The 17,598-nt window shown below is 41.9% G+C and carries 15 protein-coding genes and 1 pseudogene; 7 read left to right on the top strand and 9 right to left on the bottom strand.

The genetic code is table 11. The features are described 5' to 3' along the window. Window positions 1-165 precede the first annotated feature (165 nt). On the top strand, window positions 166-957 hold the full coding sequence (locus ACQY1Y_RS11865; RefSeq protein WP_069475430.1) for an HpsJ family protein: 792 nt from the start codon (window positions 166-168) through the stop codon (window positions 955-957). A 525-nt stretch (window positions 958-1,482) separates the two neighbouring features. Further along, the gene (locus tag ACQY1Y_RS11860) at window positions 1,483-2,214 is read left to right on the top strand and encodes a sugar transferase (RefSeq protein WP_002752714.1); all 732 of its coding nucleotides are present in this window, start codon (window positions 1,483-1,485) and stop codon (window positions 2,212-2,214) included. A gap of 1,096 nt (window positions 2,215-3,310) precedes the next feature. Here ACQY1Y_RS11860 and ACQY1Y_RS11855 read toward each other — a convergent pair. Further along, window positions 3,311-4,525 (bottom strand): annotated as a pseudogene (locus ACQY1Y_RS11855) (ISL3 family transposase). Window positions 4,526-4,766: 241 nt separating this feature from the next. Between ACQY1Y_RS11855 and ACQY1Y_RS11850 the strand changes: the two are divergent. Next, window positions 4,767-6,395, top strand: coding sequence for a cation:proton antiporter (locus ACQY1Y_RS11850; RefSeq protein ID WP_430012810.1), 1,629 nt, complete (start codon window positions 4,767-4,769; stop codon window positions 6,393-6,395). On the opposite strand, the gene ACQY1Y_RS11845 is transcribed toward ACQY1Y_RS11850, so the two are convergent. The 6 genes from ACQY1Y_RS11845 to ACQY1Y_RS11820 form a co-directional block, all read right to left on the bottom strand. Further along, complete coding sequence (locus ACQY1Y_RS11845; RefSeq protein ID WP_104396939.1) at window positions 6,352-7,068, bottom strand: potassium channel family protein; 717 nt, start codon at window positions 7,066-7,068, stop codon at window positions 6,352-6,354. The two genes, ACQY1Y_RS11850 and ACQY1Y_RS11845, sit on opposite strands and share 44 nt — an antisense overlap. A gap of 261 nt (window positions 7,069-7,329) precedes the next feature. After that, window positions 7,330-7,668, bottom strand: a complete 339-nt coding sequence (locus ACQY1Y_RS11840) for a toxin-antitoxin system TumE family protein (protein WP_238142021.1) — start codon at window positions 7,666-7,668, stop codon at window positions 7,330-7,332. Window positions 7,669-7,725: 57 nt separating this feature from the next. Then, entirely contained in the window at window positions 7,726-8,028 is a 303-nt protein-coding gene (locus tag ACQY1Y_RS11835) for a hypothetical protein (RefSeq protein WP_002747587.1), read from the bottom strand. Window positions 8,029-8,143: 115 nt separating this feature from the next. Then, window positions 8,144-8,551, bottom strand: coding sequence for a ferredoxin (locus ACQY1Y_RS11830; RefSeq protein ID WP_430014632.1), 408 nt, complete (start codon window positions 8,549-8,551; stop codon window positions 8,144-8,146). Then, the gene (locus tag ACQY1Y_RS11825; protein WP_002731926.1) at window positions 8,551-8,937 is read right to left on the bottom strand and encodes a DUF1257 domain-containing protein; all 387 of its coding nucleotides are present in this window, start codon (window positions 8,935-8,937) and stop codon (window positions 8,551-8,553) included. Before ACQY1Y_RS11825 ends, ACQY1Y_RS11830 begins: the two co-directional genes overlap by 1 nt. 44 nt (window positions 8,938-8,981) lie before the next feature. Further along, on the bottom strand, window positions 8,982-9,197 hold the full coding sequence (locus ACQY1Y_RS11820) for a DUF2997 domain-containing protein (protein ID WP_002752708.1): 216 nt from the start codon (window positions 9,195-9,197) through the stop codon (window positions 8,982-8,984). A 310-nt stretch (window positions 9,198-9,507) separates the two neighbouring features. On the opposite strand from ACQY1Y_RS11820, the gene bioU reads away from it, so the two are divergent. After that, a complete protein-coding gene (gene bioU / locus ACQY1Y_RS11815; RefSeq protein WP_024969126.1) occupies window positions 9,508-10,509 on the top strand; it encodes a (S)-8-amino-7-oxononanoate synthase BioU in 1,002 nt (333 codons plus the stop codon). Here the strand turns inward: bioU and ACQY1Y_RS11810 are convergent. After that, window positions 10,506-11,432, bottom strand: a complete 927-nt coding sequence (locus tag ACQY1Y_RS11810; protein ID WP_002734135.1) for an RluA family pseudouridine synthase — start codon at window positions 11,430-11,432, stop codon at window positions 10,506-10,508. The genes bioU and ACQY1Y_RS11810 overlap by 4 nt on opposite strands. 301 nt (window positions 11,433-11,733) lie before the next feature. Further along, the gene (locus ACQY1Y_RS11805; protein ID WP_008197697.1) at window positions 11,734-12,075 is read right to left on the bottom strand and encodes a phage holin family protein; all 342 of its coding nucleotides are present in this window, start codon (window positions 12,073-12,075) and stop codon (window positions 11,734-11,736) included. Window positions 12,076-12,370: 295 nt separating this feature from the next. Between ACQY1Y_RS11805 and ACQY1Y_RS11800 the strand changes: the two genes are divergently transcribed. From ACQY1Y_RS11800 to ACQY1Y_RS11790, 3 genes are all read left to right on the top strand, one after another. Beyond that, window positions 12,371-12,760 (top strand): hypothetical protein, encoded by a 390-nt coding sequence (locus ACQY1Y_RS11800; RefSeq protein WP_430014631.1) that lies wholly within the window; start codon window positions 12,371-12,373, stop codon window positions 12,758-12,760. A 300-nt stretch (window positions 12,761-13,060) separates the two neighbouring features. After that, a complete protein-coding gene (locus ACQY1Y_RS11795; RefSeq protein ID WP_002732517.1) occupies window positions 13,061-13,417 on the top strand; it encodes an iron-sulfur cluster assembly accessory protein in 357 nt (118 codons plus the stop codon). A gap of 175 nt (window positions 13,418-13,592) precedes the next feature. Then, window positions 13,593-17,573 (top strand): Eco57I restriction-modification methylase domain-containing protein, encoded by a 3,981-nt coding sequence (locus tag ACQY1Y_RS11790; RefSeq protein ID WP_430014630.1) that lies wholly within the window; start codon window positions 13,593-13,595, stop codon window positions 17,571-17,573. Window positions 17,574-17,598 lie beyond the last annotated feature (25 nt).

The following is a 17,598-nucleotide window of genomic DNA, read 5'->3' as shown; positions in this document are numbered from 1 at the left end:
AGCAGAACGATTTAGCGTAGGGTTTAGCGGGAGGTTGAGCAAAAGTTAATTAGAAATTGCAGTTTGTCAGATTGCCTCTCGGCAAAATCCGTCTGGGAACCCCCAGCGAGAACTTTTAAACAGACTAATGAATCTATTCATTGACATACCATTACAGAAACAGCGATGAACAGTTTTACTTCTTTGTCCCTGAAATTAACGGGATTGGTTTTCATTCTTTCCTTCCTTTTGGATGCGTTTATCCTGCCGCTGCCCTATCAATTCAGTCAATCCCAATGGCAGGTAGGGTTCGTCACCACCTTTGTCGATCGAGGAATTGTTCCTCTTCTGGGTATCGTTCTCGTTTTAATCGCTTACTGGATTGACGATAACAATAAAAATTTCACTACTAGGAAATACCACTTTGAATTGCGTTGGCCGATCTTTATTCTTTCCACACTGTTAGGCTTAGTTTTTCTGTTGATGATTCCTGTTCATATCAATAATATCAACCAGATTAAAAACGACGCTTTGACTCAAATTGAACAGGGTGTTGACCAAGGGGAGGGACAAATTCAAGCTTTCTTAGCCCAGTTAAATACTCTATCGCAAAATCCCCAACTATTAGACCAGCAGATCTCTCAGAGAACTCAAGTGATTGAAACTGGTCGTGTCCAAGGACAACCGATCAGCACAGAACAGTTACAAACCCTTCGCCAACAAAGAGAGCAATTAACTAATTTACGCGATTTATCCAAAAGCCCGAGGGAATTTAAACAGCGATTAGATGAGATCAAAAATCAGCTACAAACTCAGCTGCAAGAGCGGCGAAAACAGGCAGAAAGCCAAGCTAACTTGGAGGCTTTGAAACAGTGGTTAAGAATTGGTAATCAAAGTATGTTGCTATCGATTTGCTATAGTTTGATCGGTTGGTTAGGCATTCGAGAACTAAGTAGTATGAAACAACCCATCGCCTAAGTAGGGGATTTATCTTAAATGATGAAGTCTAAAGTTTTCGTTTTCGGGAGCCAAAATTCGGGCTTCGGCCAGGAGCTCAGCGTTCGACAAAAGCTCACGCCGAGTTCCGAATGGACTCAGCAGACGAGCGCGGACAACAGCATACTTAATCCTTAGGATCAAATCTGTAACTACTTAGATATTCAGCCACAAAGGGTATCATTTGCCGATGCTCTTTTTTTTATTAAACCTCTTGCATAATTAATTTTTGCTGATTCAAAAGCGTCCTACAATACTAAATCCTGTTTGAAAGGCATAGGGGAGCAGGGAGTGGGGATAAGGGAGAATAAATAAAAATAATCTCCTGACTACTGACTGCCGACTGCTGACTCCACCAAGAAACTTTTTCAGTAAACCCTAATTAGAGATTTTTTAGTACAAAGGCTCTAGAATGGCCCGTGCCAGTTATTGACCCGAAGACTTGTTTTTTCAGTCTTGTGGCTTTATCATGGGTACTGTGTGGTGTGTGTGATGTGAAGGAGTAAGATGACTGCTAATAGCCAACTTATCTCCGTCAAGGCTCTACAAGCTTTGATGAAGCGAGGGTTCAAACCTTCGGTCTCTGGTAGACGGCATCAAAAATCTTGGTTAATAGCTTTAGACGGCGATACCTCAAAACGATTATTCGATATCGTTTTCTCCCTATCGGTTCTAATTTTCTTTTCGCCGCTTTATTTGATCTTAGCCTTATTGATCGCGATTAGTTCCCCCGGTCCGGTCTTCTATATGCAGAAGCGCGTCGGTCAAAACTTCCAGCATTTCAACTGTATCAAGTTCCGTACTATGGTAATGGACGCGGATAAGGTGTTAGAGAGACTGATGGAAGACTCCCCCCAACTGCGGGCGGAATTCGAGGATAATTTCAAGCTCAAGGACGATCCCCGCATAACTTGGATTGGCAAGTTTCTCCGCTTAACCAGTTTGGACGAGTTTCCCCAATTCTGGAACGTCCTGCGAGGAGATATGAGCGTCGTCGGTCCGCGGCCTTTAGTTCCCGAAGAATTGCAGAAATATGGCAATCGCATCGACAAGGTCTTAACTATTCGCCCCGGTTTAACTGGTTTATGGCAAGTTTCTGGACGTAATGACATCCCCTATCCCATGCGGGTGCAGATGGATGTGTATTACGTTAATTCGCGTAACTGGTTAACCGATATCTGGGTAATCTTCAGAACTATCGGTGTTGTGGTTTTTCCCAAAAATAACGGTGCTTACTAAAGCGGTGAATAGTAGTTCAAGATTACTGGCTACTGTTCCAATGTAATTAATCGCTAGACTGGAGGAGAGAAAGGCAGAACTTGCTTTTTTCTCCTCTTTTTTTGAGAAGAAATATTATGATATAGCGTTTTTCAGTCTGCTGAGGTACAAAAGTTATGGGTTTTAGGCAAAAGGCAAAAGGGAAGAAAATAGGTGTACCTCACTAGCTTAGGAAACGCTATAGTAATTAGGGCTTGCTAGATAATGGTAGAACCCTTTTAAAATAAGACTTTTGACCTTTTAAGAGCCGATGTTCATGCTGCGAAAATAGATTGAGACCTTCAAAAACCTTGCATTATCCTTTTTGTGGTACGCAAACTGGTAAAAAAAAGGGGAGCAACAAAGCCTTAAACTCCTGTCTTCTGCCTGACCCCATCCTAGGCCTTTTCCAGCAAACCCTACTTAGCAGTTATCTTAAGGGTGAGGTACGAAGTCTCTGATTTTAGGAAACACTGGAACTAGAAATGATGCTAAATCCCGTCATTTCGTCCCTACCACAATTTAGGCATTTTGTCAAAAAAATTTTGACTTTGCAACAAAACTACACAAAAATTAGATCAACGTTGTTAGGGAAAAAAGGGAGAATTAGCGGAAGTGTTTGGTTTGGCTAAAAGGAAAAGTCTAGATTTAGCAATGGTTTCAAGGCAAGCTAGAACTTGAGAACTTCAAAAAAGCACAGAAAACTCCACCATAGCATAATGCGAAATTATACCAGAATCGCTGGAAGTATTGCCACCTCGTAAATAAATAGAAATTATTCTCAATAAATTCTTGAGTAAAAATAAATATTACTAATTGTAAATTGAAATATTTTTAAGTATTGAAGGTGTTTGTATATAAAATACTTATCATTTTGCCCCGATTGCCTCTAACTTTTCCCTCCCCACAGCAATCACCGGGTAAGTAGAAAATTTCTCATTCTTTCTCCTAAAGATGAAGTACAGATTAATCCTTACTCATCAAGTATTTTAGCAACAATAACTAACCTCATCTTTCTGAGAAAGGCTGTAACTGCCATAACCTCCTTTATAGGCTCTTCGTTATCCTTTATGCTAAATCAACAGACAAGATGCCAAGACAACATACTTCTAACCCAAAAATTTCGAAAGTTTCTAAAGCCATAGCCTCTCCGTTTTATTAGTTTAAGTTTATTGTTGATTCCCTCGACCACCCCATTAGTTGTCCTTCGCTCGAAATAACTAATGATTTCTCCAAACCAGTTTCGGATTGTTTGACAACTCTTGGTAAAAACACTGGAGGATTTTGCCAACCAGTCCGAGATAGATAGCAGTCCTTCTGTCGGATTCTCTGAGGTTTCATAAATCTTTCTAAATTCTTCCTTTAACTCGTGCATCTTTTTCAAATTTGGGAATTTTTCTTTGATAGCTTCTAGTTTGATTTTTTGAGTTTCCGTTAAATCTTCTTCATTTTTTAACAGACTATATTTACTTCGCTTTAAAACTTCTAGCTTTGCTTCTTTTTCCGTTTTCTGTTTTTTATTTTTCTGCGCTTCTACGGCTCTTTTTTCCGCTCTTCTCTGTTCGTCTAACTCTTGATTAATTTGTTTCATTACATGAAATCTATCGGCGACTACCTCGGCCGATGGCATCAATTCTTTCACCAAATTTTTATAGGGCAACCAAAGGTCTATGCTGACTTCTTCAATTTGCTCTAACACCTCTTTTCCCCACCCCGTAAGCGTTTCCCTCAATTCTTCTTGTGTTCGCTTCTCTAGAATAGCTATTAGTTTTACCGTATCTAAATTTACTAAAACTGCACAGTAATTTTTTTGTCCTTTGACTAGAGCGATTTCGTCAATTCCTAGTCTTTTTAATTCCGATAGGTCTGGCTCTGTAATTTCTTCGGCGATGTCCTCTATCATTCTTTGAATCTCTTCTTCCGTTACGTCATTTCTTCGGCTAAGATTTAAAATATCTCCTTCTTTTAATTGTTCGAGTATATTCTCGGCTAGTCTTTTCGTATAGGTTCGTTTCTTGGCGACAAAATCTAACTCTTCGCTAAAGGATTTCTGACAATTACCGCACTTAAATTGACGACGATTAACTTGTAGGTACACTGGTTGACCTGAGAGCGGTAAATCTTTGACTAAATGTCGATGATTTTGGTGGAGTTTATCGCTCTCTAACCCACAACGAGGACAGGCTGCTTTTTTATTTTTCGATTCGACTGGTTAAACTATACCGATATTTTCTAGGTGTCGATAGCCTTGAATACAGGTTCCTTGTAGGTTCAAAAATTTGTCAAGTATTATAAGTAAAATAATCTCGTTTTTGGCTATTATATTAAATCTTAACTCGATTGTCTATCTTTTGGTATTAACCTATTTGTGCCTTAAGTCTTTTCCTGTATGAATTTCAGCTACTTTTGAGCGTAGTTGCTCTCATCGAATTTTATTTTAAGTTAATTATTTGCATAACAATTCCCGAAGAGCCCCTTTATATTGTAAAAATAGTCAAGTTCTTAATTGTCGGTCTTACCGAGAATATCGTCTTATGAGGGGAGAATTATTAGTAGCCTGGGCAGCACAACAAAAATCCTTCGATAGCAATTCTGCTGTGAACAGCCAAACGGTGGGAGACATTCCTGAACTGGTTCTTGTCTTGATCCTGCTGCTACTGATTGCCACTGCTGTGGCCCTAGTAACCCAGCGATTACGCATTTCCTATGTGGCAGGTTTAGTGTTAGCAGGATTACCGATTACCGATCTGTTATCTCGTCGTATTGGCTTAGATCCGTTTTTAGTGCTTAACCTTTTTCTGCCGATTCTGATTTTTGAAGCGGCGATTAATACGGATATCAGCCGTCTTCGCAGCACCTTTAAACCGATCGCACTGCTCGCAGGACCTGGTTCGGTTTTTTCTGCGGCGGTTATTGCAGTTTTGGTAAAATTTGGCCTGGGGCTAGATTGGATTCCCGCCTTATTGGTGGGAGTGATTCTAGCAAACACCGATACTGTCTCAATCATTGCCGTCTTTAGAGAAATTCGGGTTCCCTCTAGACTCTCCACTATTGTGGAAGGGGAAACACTATTTAATGATGCAGCCGCACTCGTCACCTTCAATTTGCTCTTGGTGATTTACGCCACTGGAACCATCAGCACTACACAAGTCATCAAGGAAGTGTTGATCGTTGCTCTGGGTGGGGGATTAGTGGGCGCTGTCCTAGGCTACCTGTGTCTGCCCATCTATGTGCGCTTACGGGAGCCGCTGAGTAGCCTGTTGCTTACGGTTGCGCTTGCCTTGGGAGCTTTTCAACTCGGGCAGTTTTTGGGTGTATCGGGAGCGGTAGCGGTAGTTATTGCCGGACTTGTCTTTGGTAACTTGGGGCTGCCTCGCAGCGCCTCTGCATCCGATCGCATTACCCTGATCAGTTTTTGGGAATATGCCGGTTTTATCGTCAATACCTTTATTTTTCTGCTTATTGGTATTGAAATCAACCCCTTGACCCTATGGCAAACCTTGCCATCGATTGTGCTGGTCATTTTGGCTTATCAATTGGGGCGTATTCTGTCAGTGTATTCTTTACTATGGGTACTTCGCTGGATTGATCGACCGATCCCCTTGCGCTGGCAACATATTCTGATTTTGGGCAACATCAAGGGTTCCCTCTCCATGGCCCTAGCGGTTGCTATTCCTTTGACTCTAACAGGGAGGGAATTGATCATCGAGCTAGTCTTTGGCTCTGTGTTATTTTCTCTGGTTATCCAAGGATTAGCCTTACCTTGGCTAATTAAAAAGCTCAATATTAGTCAGGTTTCGGCAGTAACCCAGGAGATTGGCCAGTTGCAGCTGCAGTTGATCGCGTCGAAAGCGGCACAAGATGAGTTAGCCAATTTACTGAAATCTGGCGTTTTACCGAAAGCAGTGTACGAAGAACTGTGGGCATCTTATCAGGCAAAAGTGGCGGTATCGGAACGGCTGCTGCGGGATGCTTATAATCAGTCTCGATCGGGGCAAATGGAGCCTAACAACAGTCAGTTAGATGCCATTCGACGACGATTGTTCCTCGCTGAGAAAGCAGCCTTGAGCGATGCACTTCGCAAACGCATTGTACCGGAAGACTTGGTACAATCCTACGTTAAAGGTTTGGATGAGAAACTTCTATCGTTGGACGATGATTAGTTTGAATGCCGAGGTAATCGATCATAGGTTTGACGAATTCCGGACGAGTGACCACCAGAATAGTTGAGTCTGCTTCTAGGACGGTATTCCCGTTGGGAATCTCTAAACTGGCAGAAGCGTGACACTGATAGCCAATAATCAGCGAACCAGTCGGAAAGTTGGCATCTTGAGCGATTTGGGCAACGGTACGCCCAGCTACATAACAATCCTTGGGGACGGGCAGCTTTAGCACCTCCACTTGTCCCTGTTCAAAGTGCATCATCGATTCTACTTCGGGGTATTCGATCGCATTGGCCATGGTGACAACAGCTAAATCAATCGTGCTGATGATGTGACTAGCTCTAGCAAGACGATAGGCCTCGAGAAATTCGCGATCGCACATTCTCACCACAATATGGGAAATGCCATAACTTCTGGACAAGGTAACTAGGGCTAGATTCATCGCATCGTCCCTCAATGCGGCAACAACCGCGTTAGCTTGTCGAATCCCCGCCTCTAGCAGAACTTTCGTACTGACAGCACTCCCCTCAAAGGCCATGACACCAATTTTTTCCCGGGCAAACCGACAAGCTAAAGGATCCACATCAACGATGGCGACGGTGTGTCCCAAGTCTAAAAGTTGTTGGGCTAAACCTAGCCCCACCATTCCCGCCCCACCAATTAAAACGTACATAGCGGCTCTTTACTTAACAAAATACTACCCAATTAAGTGGTTTCAATTAGATTATAACCAGCTACTTACCCCAAAAATCTCCACAGACAACATCAAATAAATTTATTTTTATCAATTCAAATACAAGAAAAAACAACTCTCTTGATTCTCAATCGATCAATATTTCGGGAAATAGTCAGGTATTTATCCTCCAATCGGATAATTCTCGCAACTTGCTCAGGATTTGGCGAGTTATAGGAGTTGGTTTCGCTCTAGGACGCGTTATGTTGACAAAATCTCGATCTCGCGCTCGATTACGGTGATAATTTGTAAAATATTTCTAGATTCGCCAGGTTGAACGTTTAACTCATCTCCTACATGGACATGATCGGGAAAATTCGGTAAATCGGGAAAATGTTCCACGTTATCCCAGCGTTTTCTTAACTTCTGTTTGCTTGCGTCCATCCATTGATAGCGATAGCTTATCGTAACGATGCGTTGATCGATCGAGGTAAAAGCCTCCGCAATTTCTAAAAAATCTCCGTTCGTTAAAAGGACTCTCGCTCGGAAATAGCCTCGATCGAATAAAATTCTTTCATCGACAATCGTGAAAGAGTTCACAATCGAACTCTCAGATAATTTCCGTTTAACCTTGCGAATATAATCGGCTATCTCCATCTAATTTGATCGTAAACTTATCTCTTTTCTAGCTGCCAATAGCATTTCATAATAAACATTCCACTCGAAATAATCGATAGCGTCCCCTAGCTCACCAGAACGAAATCTAGGAGAGAATTCTTCCGAACTCATGCGATATTGATTTTCGTATTGCTTGACACGGGTTTCTAAATCCAAAATTTGAGCGTTAATCTGCAAATTTTCCCGTTGTTCGCTCTCAATTTTCCGATTCAGTAACTCTCTTTCTTCCTCGGAGAGAGAGAGAATAATTCGCGCGAGAGAATCAATCAGTTGGGTGTTCATTGTCGTTAAAATCCGAGATAGGATTATTTCCCCTGAGAACTGTAGCAGATTCGATCGAGAACCGCTGCCATGACTTCTAGGAAATAATGGGTGGATGAGGCTGTACCTATCCACCCTAGATATCTAAATCTGCGGGGCTAAATTTCTTGTTAATCTGAGGAAAACCTAACTGTTTAATCACTTGATGTTTGCGTTCTTCCTCAAGAGATGACAACTGATTATAATTAACCCAGTGAATACAGTTAACCGGACAAGTCTCGATCGCTTCTTGAATAATTTCTTCTTCGTCACCGTCCTGATTATAGACACGAGAGCGACCGTATTCGCCTTCAATAAAAAAGGTATTGGGGGCAACGTGGGCGCAGTGTTTACAACCGATACAAGTGACCTCATCGACGTAAACCGCTTTCTGGCGCAGTAAACCGCCCAATTCTGGTTCAAAACCGGTGCGATCAGGGGAATCTCTTAGGAATCCCCCTAACTCTGGTTCAAAACCAGAGCGTTCGGGAGAAAAATCAGCCATTAGGCACTCCAACGTTGTACCACTAGACGAATAGAACCATCAGTATTTTTTTCCTGTGCTGCCACCTGAAAACCCTGTTTAGCAGTTTCTGCCAGGATGGTGTGGTAAGCATAACCTTGATTTACTTTTCTTAAAAATCCCTCTACGGTTAGAGGTTGTTGCCAGTATTGTAAATCGGCAACTAACTCGTACTCGTTGCCATTCCAGCGAAAACCGATATCGTAATTGTTATCCTGCTCGATTACCACCTCTGCGCTTAAAGTTTGACCTTGATAACCTTTGACGGGGTGGGAACCCTCTTTCCATTCCATCCCCATATCGCTCAGGGCGGCTTTTAGGTAGGATAGATCGCGGATTTTGGTTTTGATATTGCTAAAGTGTGACATGGCTTTTCAGTGGCTTAAATAAAGGGATTGGGAAAAATGAAAAATTACCAGTCGCTAAAAGTGGCTGCGTTGCTGACTTTCTCTGACTGGCTGACGGTTTGATGGTAATAATCCGAGGTTTTCTCTTGAGACATCAGCTGCCCGAGTTGTGCCTCGATCGCCGCCGTCACCTCTTGACAAGATGAACCGACTATGCCTGTCACCTTTTCCATGACGCGACCATCGGGATAGATAATAAACTCTAGGCTTTCCATGCTCATAGGTCTTCTCGGCGTAATCTGGGGTTTGCAAAGCTCCCTATCGTTTTAATTTACGATAGTTTGCTAATCGTAGCAATCTGGTTAAAATTTTAGCAAAACTTTATATTACGTCACCTAACCACTTTCATTTTTTGTAAGTTTCGCGTAACTTTTCTTTATCGTCAACGGCGAACCTATCCCCGGAGGGCATAATTTAACAAAACTACACAAAAAAGACGACCTGAAGCGATAAATTGAAAATAAAGGAGATGCAACGGCGAACCACGACCGCCGAGATCATAGAATTTTGTCTATAGGAATCAGAACAAATATGAATAAACAAATAGCCAGCGATCGCCTTCGGATCGGTGTTTTAGGTTTTGGTGGTTTGGGACAGGCTGCCGCTAGAATTCTCGCCCCCAAACAGGAAATGCTCTGGACTGCCGCCGCCGATAAAGCCGGTTTTGCATACCACAAAGACGGTCTAGATGTCAATACCTGTAACAAAATTTATCATGACCGGGGTTCGATTGGTTATCTGGAAAATTACGGCAGTCTCAGCCAGAACAGTATCGAGGAATTAATCAAAACTGCCGACGTAGAGGGCTATTTTCTCGCCTTACCGAATTTACCTAACAATTTCATGGCCGATATCGCTAAAACTTTCATTCGCTTAGGTTGGCGCGGGGTTTTAGTCGATGCTCTCAAACGTACCAGCGCCATGGCACAAATCTTAGCACTACAAGCAGACCTAGAAGCCGCCGGCATCACCTACATGACCGGCTGCGGTGCTACCCCCGGACTGTTAACTGCGGCCGCTGCCCTAGCTGCCCAGAGTTATGCAGAGATTCATAGCGTTAAAATTACCTTTGGCGTGGGAATTGCCAACTGGGAGGCTTATCGTGCCACTATTCGCGAAGATATCGCCCATTTACCCGGTTACAACCCAGAAACAGCCCACCAGATGAGTGATGCGGAAGTGGAAATGCTGTTAAATAAAACCAATGGCATTCTTAGCCTCGAAAATATGGAACACGCGGACGATATTATGCTGGAATTGGCTGGAATTTGTGGACGCGATCGCGTTTCCGTCGGGGGTGTGGTGGATACGCGCAACCCGAAAAAGCCTTTAAGTACCAATGTTAAAGTCACGGGGCGGACTTTTGAAGGCAAAATTTCCACCCATACCTTCACTTTAGGTGATGAAACCAGTATGGCGGCCAATGTCTGTGGGCCCGCTTTCGGTTATCTGAAAGCAGGGGTTTCCCTGCATCGTCGCGGTATCTACGGATTATGGACAGCAGCGGAGATTATGCCGCAATTTGTGCGCTAGGGGTTTCTCTGGCGTAAAATAGCTAAAACTTTCGGGAAAATAGCGGGTAAGGGAGCGATCGCTTCTAGGCTCTCTCCCGTGACCGGATGTATTAAAATTAAACGATAGGCGTGGAGTAATTGTCCGGGTAGATTAATTCCGATGGAACGACCGGAACTATAGAGGGGATCCCCAAGAATCGGATGACCGATGTGGCTGCTATGAACGCGAATTTGATGAGTTCTGCCAGTTTCTAGGCGAAATTCCATTAAGGTGTAGTTGCCTAGTCTTTCCTTGACTTGCCAGTGGGTGACGGCATTTCTACCTCCTTTTTCCACGGCAATAATAGCCATCTTTTGGCGATCGCTACGGTGACGACCGATCGGCAGATCAATTGTACCTGTTTCGCTTTTAGGGACACCGTGGACAAGGGCCATATATTCCCGGCGTGCAGTTTTGGTTTTTAATTGTGCCTGTAGGTGTTGATGGGCCTGGTCGGTTTTGGCAATAACGATCGCACCCGTGGTATCCTTATCTAAGCGGTGGACTATGCCGGGGCGTTGAATTCCACCAATTCCAGCTAAATTTGGGCAGTGATGCAGTAAAGCGTTGACCAAGGTTCCCGATTCGTGACCGGGGGCCGGATGAACCACTAAATCGGCAGGTTTATTGATAATAATCAGATATTCGTCTTCGTAAAGAATATCAAGCTCGATCGCCTCGGCGCTTAATTCGAGGGGTTGACTGTCGGGAATGGTAATCTTTAAGCGATCGCCTTGACCAACTTTAGTATTTTTATTGGTGCAAATTTGACCATTTAACTGTATATATCCCTGTTCTATCAGTTTTTGCAGCCTAGATCTCGATAAATCGGGCAATTGTGACCCCATCCAAGCATCTAAACGTTCTTTTTTTCCCGCAACTTCTAAGTTTAATTGGTTCATCGATTTTTAGTGATCAGGGTGTAAGGTTTAGGAGAATCGAGAAAAACTGACTTGAGATTATTTAAACTTAGCTCAACAATTCCAGTTATTTTAACAGTAATTGAACTTGCTCTGGCTGCTTGAGATAGAAATCTTGGGATTAAATTTTCCTGATTTTTAACGACAAAAGCCAAAGCAAATCAGTAGAGATTTACTCATACCCAAAAAAATAGAGAGACGTTGATTATAGCAACGTCTCTAGATCAGAAATTAATCAATCAGAGTAAGCCAAGCTGTTTTAAACAAGCGAATTTTGCCCACTTTAGTCACTGAAAATGCTATTTAAAACTCCTGAAACGATCGAAACCACGATCGAACCGAATAAAGCAGCAAAGAATGATTCTACCTGAAAACCAGGGATAAAATAGGAGGCTAAAGAAAAGGAAATGGCATTGACCACAAAAATAAATAACCCTAGGGTCAAAATAGTTAAAGGCAGGGTAAAAAGAATCAACAGGGGTCTAACAATAGCATTAATTAAACCCAAGACGACAGCAGCTATCAAAGCCACGGTAAAATTTTTAATTTCTATACCTGGTACTATTTGCGCTGTAATCAATAAAGAGACGGCGGTAATCAACCAACGGAGGAAAAAAGATAACATAAGTCCATCCATCTAAGATAGTTCATCCTCATCTATTCTAATCGCCATCGCCCCTTAAAAAGACGGAAGTTTTCAGGAGATGACAACGAAAACCGACATTGACTGCTGCCGCTGCTCGAAAACCAGAGCGGGAACATAAGTAGCTGGTTATAATTAAATTAAAAATGGATTTTAGGTTCGATCCCCCCTGCCCCCCTTGATAAGGGGGGTGCCGATAGGCGGGGGGATCTGACACTGATGATAAACAGGAAAATTTGCTCAGACTATCACCCCCTGGAAAGAGGCAGCACTAAATATGATATCTAGAAAAAATTTTAGCCAAAGCCAGCAAGTACCAATCGGTAAAACGAGAATTATTCAGGGAGCAACTGGCACTTTAATGCTAATGACTCTGCTTTCTCTCCTCTTAGTGCCACCCAGTTTAGCATCTCCTGAGCCACCTAATTCGGTCATCGCCGCTACCCGTCAAGATTTGAGTCGGAAAACTAAGATATCCGTTAATCGCTTGCAAATTCAAGCAGCACAACCACAAACCTGGCCCGATGGTTGTTTAGGATTAGCTAAACCGGGAGAATTCTGTACTCAAGCACTGGTGCAAGGATGGCGAATTATTCTGACTTATAAGCACAAAACTTGGGTTTATCGCACCAATAGCAGCGGCACTAATCTCCGCTTAGAAAAGTGAATTTCTTTGGCTCTTTTCCGGCTGCTTTTTCGGCATCCCCAAGGCAGCGCTGTCCTGTCCGTTGGGTGATGAAAATCGGCTGAGAATGGCTCTAGGGTTTGTTTCAAGAATCTAGTCGTCTCTGGCAACGCTATTTAATTAATAATCCCAGTTTTTTGCTTTTTTTGCCCTATAACTCCTGCGAGGCTGGGAAAAGTACACAGTAATCCAGTCAACAGTCCTCAACTATCGTTAAGATGGATAGGAGAAGGTAAAGTTTTATATGTCCCCTTCAACTGCGTTTAGGAGTTCCTGCTAAAGATGACACAAGCTACTCAGATTCAAGGAAAAGGAATTTTACTCAGTGAGGCTGCCCTCAAACACCTTACCACGCTCAAAGAGCAACAGGGCAAGGATTTATGTCTGCGCGTGGGTGTGCGTCAGGGGGGTTGTTCGGGAATGTCCTATATGATGGATTTTGAGCATCCTAGCAATATTGGCCCCCAAGATGAGGTTTTCGATTACGATGGCTTTAAAATTGTCTCTGATAAAAAAAGTCTGCTCTATCTCTACGGTCTCATGTTAGATTACAGCAACGCGATGATCGGCGGCGGTTTCCAATTCACTAATCCCAACGCCAGTCAAACCTGTGGCTGTGGTAAGTCTTTTGGCGTTTAATTATTTCTCTGGGGTGATACCTTTCACCCCCGCCTCCCAGAGGCAATTTTTTTTTGGCCAAAACTCTTGACAAAATCGGAGACTTGACATATACTTTTTGTATAATGGGAATCCGTGCCTGCCTGCGAACCCTTCATTTTTAGGCTAGATACCCTCAATGTTAGGATAATCGGCCATGTCAGGACAAACGGGCAATAAACCACTTTTTTCTCAACACTATCTTGAGCATCGGCTGCCGGATTCTGGGGAATGGCAAGAGGATGTATCCGTGGTATTTTGCCGCTTAGAGAGTCTTTATCAACAAAAAAAGGCGATTTTGCCGACTCTTAACGAAGCGCAAACGGAAGCAGAATTAATACAACCGATTCTAGAAATTCTCGGTTTTAGTTATATACCGCAGGTAAGCAGTAGGGGAAAAGGAAGGTCAGAAAGGCCAGATTATGCCCTATTTGCCACAGAAAATGACCGTTATCAGGCCTATGCTCTCCAGAATAATGAAAGAGCCTTTTATAGTCAAGTTTTAGCGATCGCTGAGGCCAAATACTGGCAACGTTCTCTTAGTGACGTTTCTAAGAATGATCAGCGAGATATCTGGAAAAATAGTAATCCTTCCTTTCAGATCACCAATTATCTCACGGGGACGGGAGTAGATTGGGGTATTCTCACTAATGGTCGAGAATGGCGCTTATATTATCGTCAAGCGTCCTCCACAGCCACGGAATTTTATCTAGTGGACTTGATGGAACTATTAGAGGGGGGAGACCGGCAAAAATTTCCGTATTTCTGGTTATTTTTCCGTCAAGAGGCTTTTATTAAGGATATTCACGGTCAGAATTTCCTTGAACGGGTCCGGGAGGGAAGTACCACCTATGCCACCAGAGTGGGTAACGAGTTAAAAGAGTTAGTCTTTGATCGCATTTTTCCCGATATTTCTAAGGGTTTTGTATCATTAAATACAGACATACAGCCAGATTTATTGTACGAGGCGAGTTTATCCCTGCTGTATAAATTATTATTTCTACTCTACGCAGAAGCGCGGGACTTGCTGCCGGTGAGGGGAGACTATCGCGATTACAGCTTATTGCAAAAGACGCGAGAAATTGCCGTTAAAATCGATCGTCAGCAGGCCTTTAGTGGCACCTCGACGGGAATATACGATGCTCTCCTCAGTTTATTTCGCATTGTCGATCGAGGGGATGCTAATTTAGCCGTACCTCGTTACAACGGGGGTTTATTTGACATGGAAGAAGGCCGGGTGAATTGTTTTCTCGGTCAATACAAGTTATCCGATGCGGTTTTAGCGCCCATCCTAGACAAGTTAGCACGTTTTGAGGGACAGCCGATCGACTATAGTTTTTTAGGTGTGCGACAGTTAGGATCAATTTACGAAGGATTACTGGAATATCGCATCGTGATTGAGGGGGAATCGGTGCATCTGGAAAATGATCGGGGAGAAAGAAAAGCCACCGGTTCCTATTACACTCCCGATTATATTGTTAAATATATTGTCAGTCATACCCTCAAACCAATTTTAGAGCAAAGAGCGCGACAGTTCGGGGATGTGATGACAGAAATCGCCACCCGAAGACAAGAAAGCAGCGATAGACGTTTAGGAAATCTCAGTCAGCAGGGATTAGAAAAAGAGCTACAACGCTTAGAAAAAAAAGCGATCACCACCTTACTTGATCTTAAACTCTGTGACCCCGCCATGGGAAGCGGACATTTTTTAGTAGAAGCAGTGGACTATCTCACCGATGAGTTAATCCAGATTCTCAATCTTTATCCCGAAGATAATCCCGTTTTAACCATGTTGGAAACCACCCGACAAAATATTATCGACAATCTCCGACAACAGGGAATTATTCTCGATTCTCCCACCCTTGAACCAACGCAATTATTACAGAGAGTGGTGATGAAGCGCTGTATTTATGGGGTAGATATCAATCCGATGGCTGTAGAATTGGCCAAAGTTAGTCTCTGGTTACATTCTTTCACAGTGGGCGCACCTTTGAGTTTTTTGGATCATCATTTACGTTGTGGTAATTCTCTGATCGGAACTACCGCCAAGGACGCAGAAGCCGCTATGATCGAGGAAGAAAGTGGTCAATTAACTCTTTTAACTGGCCCTTTTGTTGGGTTACTTCGGGCAGCAGAAATTATGCGGGGAATTAGTACCCTCAGCGATGCGACTTTTGCTGAAGTGGAAGCAAGCGAACAGTTATTCCGTGATTTTGATAGTCAAGCTAAACCCTACAAGCGTTTATTAGATGTTTTCCTCTCTCGCTTTTTTGGGGTTAAAACTGCTATCGAGTTTTTGCAGCGCTACGGTGGCAATATATCGGCAATTAATTGGGATAAGTTACCCCGTTCAGATCAAGGAATTTTAGACCAAGCAGCTAGTTTATATAAAAGTAAGCGCTTTTTTCATTGGGATCTGGAATTTCCTGAAGTTTTTATCGATCTTGATTCCGCTTCTTGGAAGGATAACCCCGGTTTTGATGCTGTAATCGGTAATCCTCCTTATGTTCGACAAGAAGGATTAAAAGATATTAAACCCTTTCTAAAAGAAAATTATCAATCTTTTCATGGAGTTGCCGATTTATACGTTTATTTTGTCGAAATGGGGTTACTATCCTTACAGCAAGGAGGTCACTTGGGTTTGATTATATCAAATAAATTTATGCGTGCTAATTATGGAACGAAATTAAGACAATTTCTCACCCAGCAAACAACTATAAAAGAAATTATCGATTTTGGAGAATTGCCTGTTTTTTCGGAAGCGGCAACTTTTCCATCTATTCTACTGATTGAAAATAATATTGTAGGTCAACAAAATGTTTTAGTATCAAAGATTAAGTCTCTCAAATTCAATAGTTTAATTGATGTGATTAATGATCTGTCATATTATGTATGTGAAAATAGCTTGTCTGTGGAAGGTTGGTCGTTAGCTAAAAATCAGATTGCAAAAATTATTAATAAATTAAATAAGGACAATATTTCTCTAGCTCAATATATACAGCTTCAAATATTTTATGGGATAAAAACTGGATGCAATGAAGCATTTTTTATTGATCAATATACCCGTAGTAAATTAATTGAATCTGATCCAAAGTCAGCAGAAATAATTAAACCGTTAGTAGTAGGTGACGACATTAGAAAATATGAAATTAATTATCAAGAAAATTTTTTGATATTTACTCGGCGTGGTATTAACATTAATGAATATCCAACTATCAAAAAACATTTAGAAAAATTTAAAAGTAAATTAGAACCTAAACCAGAACTACATTCAGGAAGTTGGCAAGGAAGAAAAGCTGGTAATTATAAGTGGTATGAGATACAAGACACTGTAGATTATTGGACTTTTTTTGAGCATCCTAAAATTATATATCCAGATATTGCTAAAGAATCGCGCTTTACTTTAGATAATAATGGCTTTTACTCAATCAATACTACCTATTTAATTCCTAGCCAAAGTTATTATTTACTAGCTCTTTTAAATTCCAGCTTAATTTTCTTTTATATGTCTCAAAACAGTGCTGTATTGGGGGATACAGAGAAGCAAGGTAGATTAAGATTTTTTGGTCAATACATGGAGAATATCCCCATCCGAAAAATATCTTTTAACACCAATAGCGATCGCCGTCAACAGTGTTTAGAGAAACTTATCAAAAGTTATCAAGAAAAGCAAGAAATATTAAAAGAAATCGAGGAACATATTAGGAGAGAGGAAACCGATATAGTCCATGATATTCTCGCCTACTTAGCAGAACAAATGATCGAGATAAATCGGGAAAAACAAAAAGAAATCAAAAGCTTTTTAAGATATTTAGAGAGAATAATCGGCAGTGCGATCGATAATTTAACCAACAAATCAAAAATCCAAAACTATCTCGGTGACTACCAAAAAAGCGAACCTCATCTTAGCTGCGATCAACTGTGGGAGATACTGAAAAAGAACAAAAAGAAAATTACCGTTAACTTACTCGATCGTCAAATACAGGAAACCCTAGAAAAAGAATATCAAACCAGTCTAGATAAACTTTTGCCCCTAAAACAACAATTAAGCGCCACCGACGAATTAATCGATCTAATTGTTTATAAACTCTATGGATTAAGCGAGGAAGAAATTAAAATTATTGAAGGGAGAGAGTGAAAAAAGAATCAGCTGCCTGCGTATT

Source organism: Microcystis ichthyoblabe FBCC-A1114 (genome assembly GCF_050500245.1).
GTDB lineage: Bacteria > Cyanobacteriota > Cyanobacteriia > Cyanobacteriales > Microcystaceae > Microcystis > Microcystis ichthyoblabe_A.
Note: the sequence above shows the minus strand (reverse complement) of the source record. Positions and strands in the feature narration are given on the sequence as shown.

Excerpts from the sequence above, each read along its gene's own strand:
- ACQY1Y_RS11830 (WP_430014632.1), bottom strand. The coding sequence starts at position 8,551 with ATGGCTGATTTTTCTCCCGAACGCTCTGGTTTTGAACCAGAGTTAGGG.
- ACQY1Y_RS11790 (WP_430014630.1), top strand. The coding sequence starts at position 13,593 with ATGTCAGGACAAACGGGCAATAAACCACTTTTTTCTCAACACTATCTT.
- ACQY1Y_RS11860 (WP_002752714.1), top strand. The coding sequence starts at position 1,483 with ATGACTGCTAATAGCCAACTTATCTCCGTCAAGGCTCTACAAGCTTTG.
- ACQY1Y_RS11810 (WP_002734135.1), bottom strand. The coding sequence starts at position 11,432 with ATGAACCAATTAAACTTAGAAGTTGCGGGAAAAAAAGAACGTTTAGAT.
- ACQY1Y_RS11835 (WP_002747587.1), bottom strand. The coding sequence starts at position 8,028 with ATGAACACCCAACTGATTGATTCTCTCGCGCGAATTATTCTCTCTCTC.
- bioU (WP_024969126.1), top strand. The coding sequence starts at position 9,508 with ATGAATAAACAAATAGCCAGCGATCGCCTTCGGATCGGTGTTTTAGGT.
- ACQY1Y_RS11845 (WP_104396939.1), bottom strand. The coding sequence starts at position 7,068 with ATGTACGTTTTAATTGGTGGGGCGGGAATGGTGGGGCTAGGTTTAGCC.
- ACQY1Y_RS11795 (WP_002732517.1), top strand. The coding sequence starts at position 13,061 with ATGACACAAGCTACTCAGATTCAAGGAAAAGGAATTTTACTCAGTGAG.
- ACQY1Y_RS11850 (WP_430012810.1), top strand. The coding sequence starts at position 4,767 with ATGAGGGGAGAATTATTAGTAGCCTGGGCAGCACAACAAAAATCCTTC.
- ACQY1Y_RS11820 (WP_002752708.1), bottom strand. The coding sequence starts at position 9,197 with ATGAGCATGGAAAGCCTAGAGTTTATTATCTATCCCGATGGTCGCGTC.
- ACQY1Y_RS11865 (WP_069475430.1), top strand. The coding sequence starts at position 166 with ATGAACAGTTTTACTTCTTTGTCCCTGAAATTAACGGGATTGGTTTTC.
- ACQY1Y_RS11800 (WP_430014631.1), top strand. The coding sequence starts at position 12,371 with ATGATATCTAGAAAAAATTTTAGCCAAAGCCAGCAAGTACCAATCGGT.
- ACQY1Y_RS11825 (WP_002731926.1), bottom strand. The coding sequence starts at position 8,937 with ATGTCACACTTTAGCAATATCAAAACCAAAATCCGCGATCTATCCTAC.
- ACQY1Y_RS11805 (WP_008197697.1), bottom strand. The coding sequence starts at position 12,075 with ATGTTATCTTTTTTCCTCCGTTGGTTGATTACCGCCGTCTCTTTATTG.